Consider the following 13,909-nt stretch of genomic DNA (forward strand, 5'->3'; position numbering starts at 1 on the left):
GTCGGCGGATCGCGCCCCTGCCGCCGGGCCACGACCACGTGCGTCAGGTCGAGCAGCGGGTCCTGATCACGGACTCGCGAGTTCGGGAATGCCGGCCAGGTCGGTGGTGATGGCGTTGGCAACTTCGCCCAGCCGCAGGTTGTTGCTGCGGCAGTAGGCGCGGATCAGCCGGAAAGCCTCGTCGACACTGACGCCGCGCGATTGCGCGACCGCACCCTTGGCCTGTTCGATGACGATGCGGCTGTTCAACGCCCCCTGCAGCTGCTCGCTGAGCCGCTCCCCGCGGCTGATCGCCCGCTCCTGGAGCAGACCTATCGACGCCACGTCGGCCAGGGCCTGCACGATCTCCACATCGGTATCAGCCAGGCGCCCACCCACCCGGCTGCTGAACACGTTCATCGCGCCGATGCGTTCGGCGCGCAGCCGCAGCGGGAACGCGTGCACGGAGCGGAACCCGGCCTGCACCGCCCGCGGTGCGAACAGGGGCCACCGATCGGCGGCCTGCTGCAGATCGGCGTTGACCACCGGTGTGCCGGTGAGAAAGGCGTCCAGGCAGGGGCCTTGCTGATTCTGGACCTGGAACAGCTCCAGCAGTTTGACGTTCTCATCCGAGGCCGCCATGAACTCCAGCCGGCCGTGTTGGTCGGCCAGCAGCAGCCCGACCGGTGAGGCGTCCAGCAGATCTGCGGTGCGGCCGGCGAGCAACTGCAGAAACTCGATCAGGTCGAACTCGTCGACGAGGGTGTCGGCGATCTCGACGAACACCTTCGCGAGTCGTTGCGCGGATACGGTGGCGGTCATGGCTGCCTCCTTCCCCTTCCCGGGATAGGTGAGGTGATCGTTCATGGCTGTGGAGTGTCGAAACTGAGGCGCCGGGCGACGACGTCGGCGGCGACGTCGTACAGCCGCAGGTCGTGCACGAAGGCGTGGGCGCGCATCCGCACCATCGCCTCGGCCAGGCTCACCCGCAGCTGGACCATGACCATCCCCTGGGCCTGGAACAGCTCGGCCCGTGAACCCAGCGGGTCGTCGAGCCAGCCGTCCGCCGCGCCCCCGCGGTCGTGGCCGTCGAGCAGGGTCGCCACCGCGATCTCGGCGAAGGTGAGCGCCAGGGTGAGTTCGTCGGGGGAAAGCATCCCGGTCTCGCTGCGGAACACGTCCATCACCCCGAGGCGGGCGGCACCGACTTGCAACGGGAACGCGAACACCGCCCGCACACCTTCGGCGTGCACCGCCGGGGCGTAGACGGGCCAGCGGGTCATCGCACCATCGGCCAGATCGGGGACCAGCACGGGGCGCATGGACCCGTACGCGTCGATGCATGGGCCTTCACCGAGGGTCAGTTGCAGCTCTTCCAGGCGTTCGGTGGGGGCATCTGACGCGGCTGTCACGCCCCGCAGCCCGCTGTCGGCCATCACGGTCAAGCCGGTTCCTGAAGCGGACAGCGCACGCGCCGCGGCGCTGCACAGCCGATGCATTCCGGCGCTTACACCGTGCGTGTCGCCATCGGCTGCGGGCTCGCTGCTGATGAGCGCTTCCACCCGGGCGTAACGGTCCCCCACCGCTGTCACCCGCATCCGCGGGTGACAGCGCCGGTTGCCAGGCCATCTGTCACCACGCGGCGCGCTGTCGGTTGCATCGCTTCACCCTCAACGTGAGTTTATGCCGCCGAGGGCCAGGGCAGCCGCGCCGGTTGCACGCAGCCGGCATCGGCCGAACCGTACCACTTCGACGCCGACAGGTGCCGATCTCGATCAAGCGGTGCGGTTTGTGCCGTCGGCAACCGGGCATCGCGTACAGTACGAGCACCAAACCGAGCATTTGGCTATGCCCGGACCCCGGCAGACCCCAGCAGGCGCCCGGAGGTGACCGGTGCGCAACCCACCCCAGCAAACCGATGATCATCCCTGTGGCTGGCAGCGCTCATATGCAGGACGCCCAGGACGGGGTCCTGCGCGATCAGGGCGCCACCAAGCCGCTCACGCTGCAGCGACGACCACGAGAGGGCGTCGCAACCGGGTGAGCCGCCACCGCGACTGAACCGCTGACCGCAGCCAGGCGCGCTGCGGCGGAACGTGCGTCCGGATCCTTGATGTTCACCCCGCCGGTTGCGGACGGACAGGTGCGGCCCGTCCCACGAGTAGCCGCTGCGCAGCAGCCGGGGACATCACCCGCACTGTCGCCCAGTCTGCCGGCAGGCTTTCGCGCAGAGTGGTCACCTGGTCCAGCCCTGTCAGCTGGATCAACTCGCGAGTGATCGCCGACGGTCCACACAGCGTGACGGCCACGCCCGGTAGACGTGCCAACAGGTAGAGGTAGCGGACCAGGCCGGCTCCACCGAAAGTGACGCCGGCGAGATCTACGTACAAAGACTCGCAGGACACGCCGTCCAGCTCACGCTGCGCCAGACTTACGTCCGCGGGGTCGATCAGGTCGACGTCCCCCGCTATACATATGCACGCCACTCGTCCCTGACAGGTGCGAGTAACACTGATGTTCATGGGGTGCTCGTTCACGTGCCCCACCTCTGGCGTACCTATCGGCTGCCGAGGTCTTGGGCAGAGGGATCAAACAGTCAACACGAAGGACTTTACTCTTTCCGCAGCGGCGGAAAGGCGCTGCCAGCCGATCGGATTTCTGTCGCCCGCTGCCGAAACAGGCACTGATATGAACTGCGTGTGCCTTTAGAACCCACCGGTATCAGCGCGCTCCGGCAGACCAGGCAGCGCATGGCCCGCGATGGCCGAGGCCCGGCCACCTAGACTGCGACCATGGCCGAGATCATGTCCCCGACCCCTCAGAAAGCCTTCGAGCTGCTGCTCGCCGGTAACAAGCGCTTCGTTGCCGGCGCGCCGGAGCACCCGAACCAGGACGCGACCCGCCGTGCCGAGATCGCACCGGGCCAGCGCCCGTTCGCAGTGGTGTTCGGCTGCTCCGACTCCAGACTGGCGGCAGAGATCATCTTTGATCGTGGCCTGGGTGACCTGTTCGTGGTGCGCACCGCGGGTCACGTGATGGGCGCGGAGGTGCTGGGCAGCATCGAGTACGGGGCAGACGTACTCGACTGCCCGCTGGTACTGGTCCTCGGCCATGACTCGTGCGGCGCGGTGGGCGCCGCCTGCGCCGCGCTGGAGGACGGGATCGCACCAGCCGGCTACGTCCGCGACGTCGTCGAGCGGGTGACCCCGAGCGTGCTCGCGGCCCGAGCCGCGGGCCTGTTCGAGCCCGACGAAATCCTGGCCGAGCACATCAGGCATACAGTCGATCTTCTCCTGGACCGCTCTCGGATGCTCGCCGAACGAGTAGAAGCAGGCCAGGCCGCCGTCGTTGGCCTGTGCTACCGGCTGGCCGACGGCAGCGCCCAGGTGGTATCCGCCCGCGGCCTCGACCTCACCGCCAACTCCGCGACCTGACCGCTGATCTGATCAGGCGTCGGCGACGCAGTGGCCAGATCGCGGAGAACTCTTCCTGCTCAAGGAAGCGCGCTCCGCATCCGAGCCTCCCGAACGCAAGCCGCTGACCAGGCACGGCGTGATCCTAACCACACTCCAACAGCTCAGGGTCCAGTTGTGACTACTGCGCCAGTCCGAACCCGGCGGCCATAACGGAGCGGCAGGCTCAAACCTCCGGTGGACCGAATGTCCAAAGATCGATCGCATTCAAAATTGCCAGCGCTCATCGAGAATTGCCCGCCGCGGCGTTGATGATCGACGTCGGGCGGGCCGAAAATGATGTCAGGGCACGAGTGGGATGTGCTTGACTCATCGCCGTCTGCAAGGCGGTAGATGGAGGACTGCGCCCTGTGTTCACTCATGGACCATTGAGGTCGCGACCGTTCCGCTACGTGTGGGGCGGGGAAACCCTGTCGATGGTGGGCGATGCCGCCTACCAGATCGTGTTCATCTGGCTGGTCTTGTCGATCTCTGACTCGCCGGCCGTGCTGGCCGCGGTGCTCGTTGCGACCGGGATCCCCCGCGGGGTGCTGCTGCTGGTCGGCGGGGCGGTCACGGACCGGTTCTCACCCCGCGCCGTGATGCTCGGCTCGCACCTGGTGCGCGGCGTCCTGCTCACCATCCTGACGGTCCTGGCCGCCTCGGGAGGCCTGCGGGTCTGGCATTTCTTCGCGATCGGGATCGCCTTCGGGATCGCGGACGCGTTCTTCTGGCCGGCAAGCGGCAGCATCGTCCCTTCTCTGGTACGGGAACCCGACCTGCCGCGGGCGAACGCCCTGATCGGTGTCGCGGAGCAGGCCAGCGGCTTCGTCGGGCCCATCCTGGGCGGCGTGCTGCTGACCACCACCAGTTCAGCGTTCGCTCTGGCGTTCAACGCCGCAACGTTCTTCGTCGCCGCCCTGACCCTCCTGGCCGCGCCGAAGGCATCGGGCGCTCCGGTGCAGGACACCCGTTACTCGGTGGCGCAGTTGCTGCGCGAAGTACGTGGCGGCCTGGCCCACGCCGGACGCAACACCGAAGTGCGCATGGTCCTGCTGCTCATCTCCGCCGCGACCCTCAGCTACAGCGGCCTGTTCGCCGTAGGGCTGCCAACCTTGGCCGGACGGTTCCCTGACGGCCCCATTGTCCTGGGCGTCATGGTGACCGCGTGGGGCCTGGGGCAGCTGGTCGGGGCCACGTCAGCGAGTGTCACCGGGCTGCCCCGACGCTGGGGGCTGCTGATCATCGCCATGGCGATCGTCGAGGGCACATGCTTCGCGGTGCTGGGATTCGCCCCGCACTACCTGGTAGCAGTCGCACTCCTGGCGGTCCTGGGCATCGGCGTCGCCTACTCCACGGACGTCGCGCTCCCGACGTTCATCCAGACCCGGACGCCACCGAACATGCTGGGTCGGGTCAACGCCGTCATCAACCTGCCCCGCGTCGTACTGGAACCGGTGTCCATCGCGGCAATGGGCGCCTTGGCCGTCCTCGACGTCCGCTGGACCTTCGCCCTGGCCGCGGTGCCGATGCTCCTGGTCGGCATCGGGCTTGCCACCAGCGCCACCGCCCGCCGCCTCAGCACGAGCACCCCGCAAGCCCTCGACACCGACCTACCTCAACGCCTCGCCGTGACCGTCTCGCCGTGACCGTCACGGCACGTCCGAGGCAGTGCGCTCGTTCTGCGGCCTACATCAATGATCCGGCCCACGATTGGCCGTCCGAAAGCGCACGCCGGTTCGGGACGCACCCGGTCCAGGTCGGGATTCACGGCGATCCGCTGTGGCAGCGGAACGAGGTCGATGAAAAAGTCAATGGGCTGGCACAGCGCGCAGATGGACATGGTGGGTTGTCGTCCGCCGCGCGCCGGTGCAGGTGCGGTGACGGCACAAGGAAGTCATGCCTTATCAAGGCCGCGATACTGGGATCGAACCAGTGACCTGTTCCGTGTGAACGCGGTCCTGGCCTCTCCTCCGATGTCGCCCACTGTCAACGCGACTGGATCAGGGCGTACTTCCCACCGGTTGGAAGCGCTCGGACCGGACCGCGGTCAGCGGGTTCGCTGACTTCTGCTGACTCTCGGCGGACAGCTCCGCCGCCTGGTTCCGCCGTCAGCCGTCCTAATGCTCGGCCCACGGGTCGTCGCTAGCCCATACGTCGAGCGGCCACGGCGAGGGCATAGGAAGAATCCCGGGGATCCTGGACGTCGACGTCTGTGGCGGCGAGGCAATCAAGAGCGATGCCGGCGCGCTCGGCGATCTCTGTCCGGTGGTGGGCAAGTTGAGGAGCCTCCACCAGGAGTATCGCGGCAGCAAGGGCGGCAGAGCGAATCGAGGCGTCATCGTCGTGAAGGAACGGCGCGATGACCGTGAACAGCGCTGGCCGCATCGCCAGCACAGCGGATACGTCAGGATCGTCATGAGGGCTGTCTTCTGCGTCCCATATGAGGTCTCCGAGCCAGATAATCAGTTCAGAGCGAAGCGGGGCTCGTCGGTTCTTCTGCCCTCGGCGCCTCCCGAACATGCATTCGGTGGCGGTACGGGGGTCGGCGAGGATCGCGGCGATGTACTGGGCGGCGGGCACGGTGGCTGGGTAGATGCTGTTCTGATGGCGTACGGGCTCCAGGTCGTTCAGGGCTTCGGACTGTGCGGCCGGATCAGGGTCCAGAAGCGCGCGAAGTGCGGCGGGTACCCACTGCGCGTCCCCAATTGAGGTAAAGAGATCCAGATCCGCCCAGTCGGTGTATCGGAGCAGGGCATCGGGGTCGGGCAAGCCGGTTGCGGTCGGATACTCCGAGGAATAGTTGCCGCTCGTCACGGGCGAAGACTACGCCAGCGAAGACGCCGCACCAGCGGTGGCGCTGTTCGTCAAGCGTCTACACGACGGTCAGCTTGGGAAGCCCGATCTGGCGATGGACGGCGCGTCGCTTGATCTGGTACGCCGCAGCTTAGGCGCGGTCACATGGGTACCGCCGACATCCGAGATTCCCCGCCGATTCCCTCGACACCGAACACGCAACGGGCACGCTCGTGCACTCGGCTACCTATCGAGTATGCGGGCCTTCTGAGCCTCATACTCAGCATCCGTCAACGCTCCAGCCTCCCGCAGCTGATGCAGCTTCTCCAGAAGGACGACCGGATCGTCGGACCCATGCTGGCCGCCTACCTCTTCACCGATCTTCTTGGCAAGCGAGCTGTCCCGCGCGCGGCCGAGGAGGAACGCGATAAACGCGAGGACGATTACGACCGGCACGATGACTTCCATGACGGGTCAGGATAGGCGCCTCAAGCAAGGTCTGGGAGCTGCACTACACCGTGACCTAGGTAGCGGTGATCTCCTTGCGGCGGCAGTCTCTGACCGAGCCGGCGGTTCTCGGAGCGGGCAAGGGCTCGGCGGAGGGTAAGGAGCCGACCGCGGAGCGGCTTGGCCCTTGATCGGTCCGAGGTTCACCGGTACGCCCTTGTGGTGTCGCCGCAAGGAGATCACCACCCCGACCACCCCATACAACCCGCACCAGTCCGGCTGGATCTCTGCAGCGGTGGCCTGGGTCTGGGGCGGAGCCCCAGTGCGCTCTTGCCCACCTGAGGCCGCAGGATGAATGGGTGGACCTGCCTACTGTGACCGTCAAGCTGTGGCGTGCTGACGCCGTGGTGTTGTTCGACTGGCTGATGGAGACCGACCTGAACTCCGTGCCGATTACCCATCCTGCCCAGAAGCAGGCCTTGGCCGATCTGCTGTCGGTGTTCGAGCAGGAGTTGCCGTACACGACGGACGCGGCGGAGATCGCCTCAGCGAAGGACGAGGTTGCGAAGGACATGGGCTGGTAGGCGTCAACGGGCCTGTCGGCGTCGCGGGAGGGACGGTCAGGACCACGACGGGCATCCGACATGGCTTGGATCTCAGTCGCGGAAAAGTGGCTGCGCGCCCCGTCCCCCGCGCGGGCCGGAGGCATGAGCGCGGGGGAAGACGCGGGCGCGCGGGCCGCGCTTGCGCGGCCCCTTGATCTATGAAGCGGCTTATTCGGCAGACGGCTCAGAGCCCAAGCCACTCAGATAGACACTCAGACATGAAAAGAGAGCACATCCAACAATGGGATGTGCTCTCTGAGCTGGTGGGCGATACTGGGATCGAACCAGTGACCTCTTCCGTGTGAAGGAAGCGCGCTCCCGCTGCGCCAATCGCCCGCAACGGAATGGAACTCTACAGCACCCTCGGCATCCCGCGCATCTCGGTACCCCTTCGGCGTGGCGGACCCGACAAAACACCCGGAACAGCACGAGACGAGGTGCTCATCTTGAGCACCTCGTCGGAGTGCTGACCGGGCGTCCGGCCGGAGTTGCCTAGCTCAAGGGAGTGATCATCCTGCTGACCGTCACTGGTCAGCAGTTGATCATCGTCCGGCCAGCAGCCGGTTGACCGCCGCGTCGACGTCGAGGTGGTCGGTCTCGCGACCGCGGGGAACCACGACGTAGGTGCGGCGCAGGAAGCGTACGAGCACGCTTCGTGGGACCTCGAAGAGCGCGTTGCCGTCGGGCGACGACAGGGCGAGCGCGACGAAGTCTCCGCGCGGGGTGGCCCAGGGCCAGACCCGCACGTCGCCGATGCCGGCCGGTTCGTCGAGTCCGGTGACCAGCAGTTCACGGGCGAACGACCAGCTCACCGCCTCGCCACCGGCGGACTCGGCATGGAAGAGCACATGCACCGCGTACGGGTCGACCGGGTCGTAGCGAAGACTCGCCCGCACCGGAAGCGAAGTCGCGTCGGGCGCGACCAGCCGCAACGATGTCTCGACCTCGACGGTCGTAGGACGGATAGCACTCATGGACGTACTCCCCCCGGCACTGCGGCGGAGCTTGACCGCCCCGCCCCTCCCATACTCAAGGTGACCCTCCCCTATACGCTCCGTCATCGTACGATCTCACCCGATAGCGGGAAGATCGAGGATTACGTGGGCACGGACCCACCTACAGGGAGTAAGATGCCGTGCTTTTGCCCGGTATTACCGATCGTGCGATGCCGGCCAAGACCGTCGACACACTCCGGTAACGTCCAGTCATCGGGGTTGGTGACGGGTGATTCCGCGACCCTGGCGACATGGCTGACAAGGGTGGGGAGATGAGCGACAAACCGGACTTTCCGCAGGGCTCCAGCACCTGGCGGGACCGGGCACGGATAGCGCATCGAGCCGTTCGGGCTAATCCGACCGGGGCAGCCGTCCTCAAAGTGATCGTCGGAGCGCTGGGCGCCGTGGTGGTGGCCATCGGCATCCTGCTCATCCCGCTGCCGGGGCCGGGCTGGCTGATCGTGATCGGCGGCCTCGCGATCTGGGCGATCGAGTTCGTGTGGGCGCGCCACCTGCTGCAGTTCACCAAGGACAAGGTGCGTGGCTGGACCGAGTGGATCAAACGCCAGTCGCTGCTGGTCCGGGTGCTGATCGGCCTGGCCGGACTGGTGTTCGTGGCCGCGGTGCTGCTCACCACGCTGCGTTACAGCCTCGGCATCGACGTGGTCAGCCAGGCCTGGGGCTACGTCAGCACCCGCTGACCGCGGGCGAAACATGCCCGATGCAGCAGCGAAACCACCGGTGAGTGGCAGCGTCGAGCGCTCCGGACAGCACGGCCCGTACGTCCGGAGGACTTGACCGGACGCCCGGCAAGCGGTGTGATCAGAGTGATCCGGCCGCGCCCGTCAACCTCCCCAGGTCAGCGCGGCCGGGTCCGTGCGTTGTGGCTGATCCCCGGCTCAGCGGCCCGTCTTCTCGATGATCGGCTGCAGGTCCCGGCGTTCGATCGCCGCCGCCATCAGCTCAGGGAAAGCATCCGGTGTGCACGCGAAGGACGGCACCCCCATCGCCGCCAGGGCCGAGGCGTTGCTGTGGTCGTACGCCGGCTGTCCTTCATCGGACAGTGCGAGCAGGACGATCACCTGCACCCCGGCGGCTTTCATCGTGGCGACGCGGCGCAGCATCTCGGCCCGCACCCCGCCCTCGTAGAGGTCGCTGATGAGGATGAAGATGCTGTCCCGCGGCCGTGTGATCAGCCCCTGGCAGTAGGCGATGGCCCGGTTGATGTCGGTGCCGCCGCCCAACTGCGTGCCGAACAGCACCTCCACCGGGTCGTGCAGCTGATCGGTGAGGTCCACGACCGCGGTGTCGAACACCACCAGTGACGTACGCAGGCATTTCATCGACGCCAGCACCGCGGCGAATACTCCGGAGTAGACCACCGACGCCGCCATCGAGCCGGACTGGTCCACGCACAGCACCACGTCGCGCTGCACGGACCGGGTCTGCCGGCCGTAGCCGATCAGCCGCTCCGGCACGACGGTGCGGTGTTCGGCCTGGTAGTGCTTGAGGTTGGCGCGGATGGTGCGGTTCCAGTCGATGTCGCGGTGGCGCGGGCGGTTGATCCGGGCGGCCCGGTTGACCGCGCCGGTGATCGCGGCCCGGGTGCGCTGCGCGACGCGGCGTTCCAGCTCGGCGACGACCTTCGCGACGACCATCCGCGCGGTGGTGCGGGCCTTGTCCGGCATGACCTTGTTCAGCGACAGCAGCGTGCCGACCAGGTGCACGTCGGGCTCGACGGCCTCCAGCATCTCCGGTTCGACCAGCAGCCGGGTCAGGTTGAGCCGCTCGATCGCGTCGGCCTGCATCACCTGCACCACGGTGGACGGGAAGTACTGCCTGATGTCGCCGAGCCAGCGGGCCACCTTGGGCGCGGAGCCGCCCAGCCCGCCGCTGCGGGACGTGCCGGCGTCGCCGCCGCCGTCGCGGTACAGCGCGGCCAGGGCCTCGTCCATGCCCTTGTCCACACCGGCCAGCGTCACGCCGGTGCCCTCGGCGCCTTCGCCGCCGAGGACGAGCCGCCACCGGCGCATCCGCTCGTCGTCGCTCACCGTGCTCCCCTTCCCGCTGCCAGCAGCAGTTCCAGCGTCGGCAGCACCCGCGCGACCCGCGCCGGGTCCAGCTCGCCGAGTTCGTCTACATCGGACTTCGGTCGCGGGCCGCCGGTGCCCAGGCGCCGGACCTGCTCGCCGACCGCACGCCGCTCCGGGGCCGCGAACGCTGCGAAGGTACGGCGCAGCAGCGGCAGCACCGCCGTGAACACGTCCGGGGCCAGGCCCGACAGCCAGCGGTCGGTCAGCGTCAGCAGCGCCTCGTCGTGCACCAGCAGCAGTCCCCCGCCGGACAGGAAGCCCTCGACATACCCGGCCGCGGTCACCGGCGGCACGCCGACCGTCAGCGCACGGGCCAGCCGCAGCTCGGCCGCGTCCGCGTCGAGGGTGCCCGCGTCGCGCAGCAGCCGCAGCAGCCGCCCGGCCAGCAGGCCGGGCAGGTCCGCCCGGTCGACGAGCCGGGCCAGGGTGTCCAGCCACTCCGCCCGCAGCGGCAGCCGGTCGGCGAGCAGGTTCAGCGCCTCGTGCGTGGCGTCGAGGTGCTCGCGTATCGCACGGGCCGCGTCGTCGTCGAGGCCGGTGAGCGCGCCGGGCAGGCCCAGCCGGATCCGGGTGACCAGACCGGTCAGCACCTCGGCGAGCGCATCGGTGCTGGTGGCCCGCACGTCGCCGTAGCGCAGCGAACGGGCCAGCGCCGGCACGGCCGCCATGAGCTGCGCGACGTCGGTGTCCAGGGCGGCGCGGTCGGACAGGTTGCGCAGCACCGTGGGCTGCGCGTCGGGCAGCTGCGCGAGCAGGCACGACTCCAGCAGCCCGGTCAGCGTCGCCAGGTCGGCGTCCGCGCTGGTCTCGACGACCTTCGCGGTGGCGGCCCGTGCCACGGTGGTGCCGTAGGCGCTGGCCGCGACGAGGTCGACCGCGTACTCCGGGTGCCATTGCAGCTGCCAGGACTCCCAGAAGGTGCCCTTGCCGGACTTGCGCTGCACCGGTGTGCCCCAGCCGACACCGAGCAGCCGCAGCCGGTGCAGCAGGCGGCTGCGGTCGAGGTCGTTGGGTTTGCGCAGGTCGAGGTCGTGGTCGCTGACCAGGGCCTGCTGGGCGAGCTTCAGCCGGCGGGCGGTGGCGTCCAGGTCGCGGGCCAGCGGCACCGCCGGGGCATCGGGGGGTACGGCGCCGAGCCGCTCCCCCACCACGACCTTGCGCTGTACCAGCTCCAGGCGGGTGTCGTCGCCGTCGCAGAGCACCGCCCGGGTCGCCTCGGTGACCTCGGCCAGACCGGGCAGCGGCCGTCCCCGCAGCACGGCCAGGGTGTCGGCCAGCCGCGCCGACTCGATGACGTGCGCGCTGGAGACCGGCAGGTCCTCCTCGCGCAGCACCCCGGCGACGCCGACGAGCCAGCGCTCGACCGGCTGGTCCTCGGCGGTGAACAGGTGGTGGTACCAGCCGGGCGCGGTCACGCCCGCGCCGTAGCCGCTCCAGGAGGCGAGCCGCCCGTGCGTCCACGGCACCCAGGTGACCGTCGTCGGCGTGCTCGGCAGGCCCTTGAGCAGGGCCGCGTCGGCCTTCGCGGGCGGCAGGTCACCGGCCAGCGCGGGCACGTGCCACGCGCCGCAGACCACGGCGATGCGCTGGTGTCCTTCTTTCAGGGCGGCACGCAGCACCTGGCGCATGTACGCCTCGCGCACCAGGTCCTCGGTGATCGCCGGGGCGGCCTCGCGAACCGCCGCCATCGCCTCGGCCACGGCCGCGAACGGCGGCACGTCGCGCCGGTGCTCGATCACGTCCTCCCACCAGCGCTCCGGGTCGTCGTACCCGGCCGCCTGGGCCAGCCCGGCGATCGGGTCGATCCGCAGCTCGTCCTCGGCGCTGTCCGGCGACGCGTCGTCAGGCACGGCGGGCGCGTCCGCTCCGGCCTCCGATCCCGCGGATGCGGGCGACTGCTCGGCGGACCCGTCCGGGTCGTGGCCGGTGCCGGTCGGCGATGCCTGAGCTGCCGCCGGGTCCACCGGACCGGTCCCGTCCAGCGGACCTGCCGGTTCGGTGTCGCGGGCGGCGAAGCGGTGGCCGGCGGGCAGGTCGCAGAAGCGCAGCGGCACGTCGTGGGACACGGCCCAGCGCAGCGCCTGCCACTCCGGGGAGAAGACCGCGAAGGGCCAGAACGATGCGGTACGCCCGTGCTCGCCCTTGGCCGCGTTCGTCGGATACGCCAGCAGCGCCACCGGCGGTTCGAGGCGTTCGTCGGCGGCGAGCGCGACCAGGCCGTCGGCCTCGGGCGGCCCCTCCACCAGGATGACGTCGGGCCGCAGCTCGTCCAGCGCCCGCACCAGGGCACGGGCCGAACCCGGGCCGTGGTGGCGTACGCCGAAGACGTGCACCCGGTCGGTGCTCACTCCGCCTCCCGGGCGGCGCGGTAGAAGTCCTTCCAGCCGTCGCGCTCACGCGCCACGGTCTCCAGGTACTCGCGCCAGACGACGGCGTCGGAGACGGAGTCGCGCACGACCGCGCCGCGGATGCCCGCGGCCACGTCGGCGGCCCGCACCGTGCCGTCGCCGAAGTGCGACGCCAGGGCCATGCCGCTGGTCATCACCGAGATCGCCTCAGCGGTCGACAGCGTGCCGCTGGGGCTCTTCAGCTTGGTGCGCCCGTCCGCGGTCAGCCCTTCGCGCAGCTCCCGGAACACGGTCACCACCCGGCGGATCTCGGTGATCGCGTCGGGCACCTCGGGCAGCTCCAGGGCCCGGCCCAGCGACGCGACCCGCTGCGCGACGATCTCGACCTCCTCCTCGACGGTGCCCGGCACCGGCAGCACCACCGTGTTGAACCGCCGCCGCAGCGCGCTGGACAGCTCGTTCACGCCCCGGTCGCGGTCGTTGGCGGTCGCGATGACGTTGAAGCCCTTGACCGCCTGCACCTCCTCGCCGAGCTCCGGCACCGGCAGCGTCTTCTCAGACAGGATCGTCAGCAGCGTGTCCTGCACGTCGGACGGCATCCGGGTCAGCTCCTCGATCCGGGCGATCGTGCCGGTGCGCATCGCCCGCATGACGGGGCTGGCCACCACCGCGCCCGCGGTCGGGCCCTCGGCCAGCAGCCGGGCGTAGTTCCAGCCGTAGCGCATCGCCTCCTCGGGCGTGCCCGCGGTGCCCTGCACCAGCAGCGTCGAGTCGCCGCTGATCGCCGCGGCCAGGTGCTCCGACACCCACGTCTTGGCGGTGCCGGGCACGCCGAGCAGCAGCAGCGCCCGGTCGGTGGCCAGCGTCGCCACGGCCACCTCCATCAGCCGCCGCGGCCCGATGTACTTGGCGCTGATGTCCTTGCCGTCGCCGAGCAGGTACGTCACCACGGCCTGCGGGGACATCCGCCACCCGGGCGGGCGGGGCAGGTCGTCGGCCCCGGCGAGCTGCTCCAGCTCGGCGGCGTAGAGCTGCTCGGCGTGCGGGCGCAGCACCGTGGGCGTGGCGTCGATGGTGGCGGTCATGGGAGTCCTTTCGTGAATACCCCTGCCTTCCGGCGGAGGAACAAACGGAACATGCGTGTAGCAGAGCAAGAGGGTCAAACCGTCGTCACGGCGAAACGGCGTCCACAAA

Annotated in this window: 13 protein-coding genes and 1 tRNA gene; 4 read left to right on the plus strand and 10 right to left on the minus strand. The window is 69.2% G+C overall.

The genetic code is table 11. The annotated features are described in order from the left end of the window. Nucleotides 1-66 precede the first annotated feature (66 nt). The 3 genes from FLL47_RS31955 to FLL47_RS31965 all read right to left on the minus strand — a co-directional run bounded on the left by FLL47_RS31955 (nucleotide 67) and on the right by FLL47_RS31965 (nucleotide 2,516). Nucleotides 67-846: a GAF and ANTAR domain-containing protein gene (locus tag FLL47_RS31955; RefSeq protein ID WP_246158925.1), complete on the minus strand. Its 780-nt coding sequence runs from the start codon at nucleotides 844-846 to the stop codon at nucleotides 67-69. Then, entirely contained in the window at nucleotides 843-1,577 is a 735-nt protein-coding gene (locus FLL47_RS31960) for a GAF domain-containing protein (protein ID WP_144126135.1), read from the minus strand. The genes FLL47_RS31955 and FLL47_RS31960 overlap by 4 nt, the downstream gene beginning before the upstream one ends. Before the next feature lie 519 nt (nucleotides 1,578-2,096). Next, the gene (locus FLL47_RS31965) at nucleotides 2,097-2,516 is read right to left on the minus strand and encodes an STAS domain-containing protein (protein ID WP_144126139.1); all 420 of its coding nucleotides are present in this window, start codon (nucleotides 2,514-2,516) and stop codon (nucleotides 2,097-2,099) included. 255 nt (nucleotides 2,517-2,771) lie between these two features. Between FLL47_RS31965 and FLL47_RS31970 the strand changes: the two genes are divergently transcribed. Both FLL47_RS31970 and FLL47_RS31975 read left to right on the plus strand, forming a co-directional pair. Next, entirely contained in the window at nucleotides 2,772-3,413 is a 642-nt protein-coding gene (locus FLL47_RS31970; RefSeq protein ID WP_144126142.1) for a carbonic anhydrase, read from the plus strand. A gap of 389 nt (nucleotides 3,414-3,802) precedes the next feature. After that, nucleotides 3,803-5,080, plus strand: coding sequence for an MFS transporter (locus FLL47_RS31975; RefSeq protein ID WP_281286755.1), 1,278 nt, complete (start codon nucleotides 3,803-3,805; stop codon nucleotides 5,078-5,080). Nucleotides 5,081-5,576: 496 nt separating this feature from the next. Here the strand turns inward: FLL47_RS31975 and FLL47_RS31980 are convergent, their stop codons facing one another. Together FLL47_RS31980 and FLL47_RS31985 are read right to left on the minus strand one after the other, a co-directional pair. Beyond that, a complete protein-coding gene (locus FLL47_RS31980; protein WP_144126148.1) occupies nucleotides 5,577-6,248 on the minus strand; it encodes a hypothetical protein in 672 nt (223 codons plus the stop codon). Nucleotides 6,249-6,470: 222 nt separating this feature from the next. Continuing rightward, a complete protein-coding gene (locus FLL47_RS31985; protein WP_144126151.1) occupies nucleotides 6,471-6,695 on the minus strand; it encodes an SHOCT domain-containing protein in 225 nt (74 codons plus the stop codon). 338 nt (nucleotides 6,696-7,033) lie between these two features. Here FLL47_RS31985 and FLL47_RS31990 point away from each other — a divergent pair, with 338 nt between their 5' ends. Further along, on the plus strand, nucleotides 7,034-7,258 hold the full coding sequence (locus FLL47_RS31990) for a hypothetical protein (RefSeq protein WP_144126154.1): 225 nt from the start codon (nucleotides 7,034-7,036) through the stop codon (nucleotides 7,256-7,258). Nucleotides 7,259-7,540: 282 nt separating this feature from the next. Here FLL47_RS31990 and FLL47_RS31995 read toward each other — a convergent pair. Together FLL47_RS31995 and FLL47_RS32000 are read right to left on the minus strand one after the other, a co-directional pair. Then, a tRNA-Val gene (locus FLL47_RS31995) sits at nucleotides 7,541-7,615 on the minus strand. A 206-nt stretch (nucleotides 7,616-7,821) separates the two neighbouring features. Continuing rightward, the gene (locus FLL47_RS32000) at nucleotides 7,822-8,253 is read right to left on the minus strand and encodes an SsgA family sporulation/cell division regulator (RefSeq protein ID WP_120318938.1); all 432 of its coding nucleotides are present in this window, start codon (nucleotides 8,251-8,253) and stop codon (nucleotides 7,822-7,824) included. A gap of 293 nt (nucleotides 8,254-8,546) precedes the next feature. Between FLL47_RS32000 and FLL47_RS32005 the strand changes: the two genes are divergently transcribed. Next, nucleotides 8,547-8,975: a TIGR02611 family protein gene (locus tag FLL47_RS32005; protein WP_246158927.1), complete on the plus strand. Its 429-nt coding sequence runs from the start codon at nucleotides 8,547-8,549 to the stop codon at nucleotides 8,973-8,975. Nucleotides 8,976-9,173: 198 nt separating this feature from the next. On the opposite strand, the gene FLL47_RS32010 is transcribed toward FLL47_RS32005, so the two are convergent. Genes FLL47_RS32010 through FLL47_RS32020 form a run of 3 tightly spaced genes read right to left on the minus strand, consistent with a single transcriptional unit; the run spans nucleotide 9,174 to nucleotide 13,800 of the window. Further along, nucleotides 9,174-10,325 carry a VWA domain-containing protein gene (locus FLL47_RS32010; RefSeq protein ID WP_144126159.1) on the minus strand — a complete coding sequence of 384 codons (1,152 nt, stop codon included), beginning with the start codon at nucleotides 10,323-10,325 and terminating at the stop codon, nucleotides 9,174-9,176. Then, entirely contained in the window at nucleotides 10,322-12,715 is a 2,394-nt protein-coding gene (locus tag FLL47_RS32015) for a DUF5682 family protein (RefSeq protein WP_222106295.1), read from the minus strand. The genes FLL47_RS32010 and FLL47_RS32015 overlap by 4 nt, the downstream gene beginning before the upstream one ends. Then, nucleotides 12,712-13,800, minus strand: a complete 1,089-nt coding sequence (locus FLL47_RS32020; RefSeq protein ID WP_144126162.1) for an ATP-binding protein — start codon at nucleotides 13,798-13,800, stop codon at nucleotides 12,712-12,714. The genes FLL47_RS32015 and FLL47_RS32020 overlap by 4 nt, the downstream gene beginning before the upstream one ends. Between the last annotated feature and the right edge of the window lie 109 nt (nucleotides 13,801-13,909).

Origin of the sequence: Catellatospora sichuanensis, assembly GCF_007483665.1 — a bacterium.
Classification (GTDB): domain Bacteria; phylum Actinomycetota; class Actinomycetes; order Mycobacteriales; family Micromonosporaceae; genus Catellatospora; species Catellatospora sichuanensis.

What these genes read in the sequence shown, in the direction of transcription:
- FLL47_RS31955 (WP_246158925.1), bottom strand. Translation starts at nt 846, where the DNA reads ATGAACGATCACCTCACCTATCCCGGGAAGGGGAAGGAGGCAGCCATG.
- FLL47_RS31960 (WP_144126135.1), bottom strand. Translation starts at nt 1,577, where the DNA reads ATGCGGGTGACAGCGGTGGGGGACCGTTACGCCCGGGTGGAAGCGCTC.
- FLL47_RS31970 (WP_144126142.1), top strand. Translation starts at nt 2,772, where the DNA reads ATGGCCGAGATCATGTCCCCGACCCCTCAGAAAGCCTTCGAGCTGCTG.
- FLL47_RS31985 (WP_144126151.1), bottom strand. Translation starts at nt 6,695, where the DNA reads ATGGAAGTCATCGTGCCGGTCGTAATCGTCCTCGCGTTTATCGCGTTC.
- FLL47_RS32000 (WP_120318938.1), bottom strand. Translation starts at nt 8,253, where the DNA reads ATGAGTGCTATCCGTCCTACGACCGTCGAGGTCGAGACATCGTTGCGG.
- FLL47_RS32005 (WP_246158927.1), top strand. Translation starts at nt 8,547, where the DNA reads ATGAGCGACAAACCGGACTTTCCGCAGGGCTCCAGCACCTGGCGGGAC.
- FLL47_RS32020 (WP_144126162.1), bottom strand. Translation starts at nt 13,800, where the DNA reads ATGACCGCCACCATCGACGCCACGCCCACGGTGCTGCGCCCGCACGCC.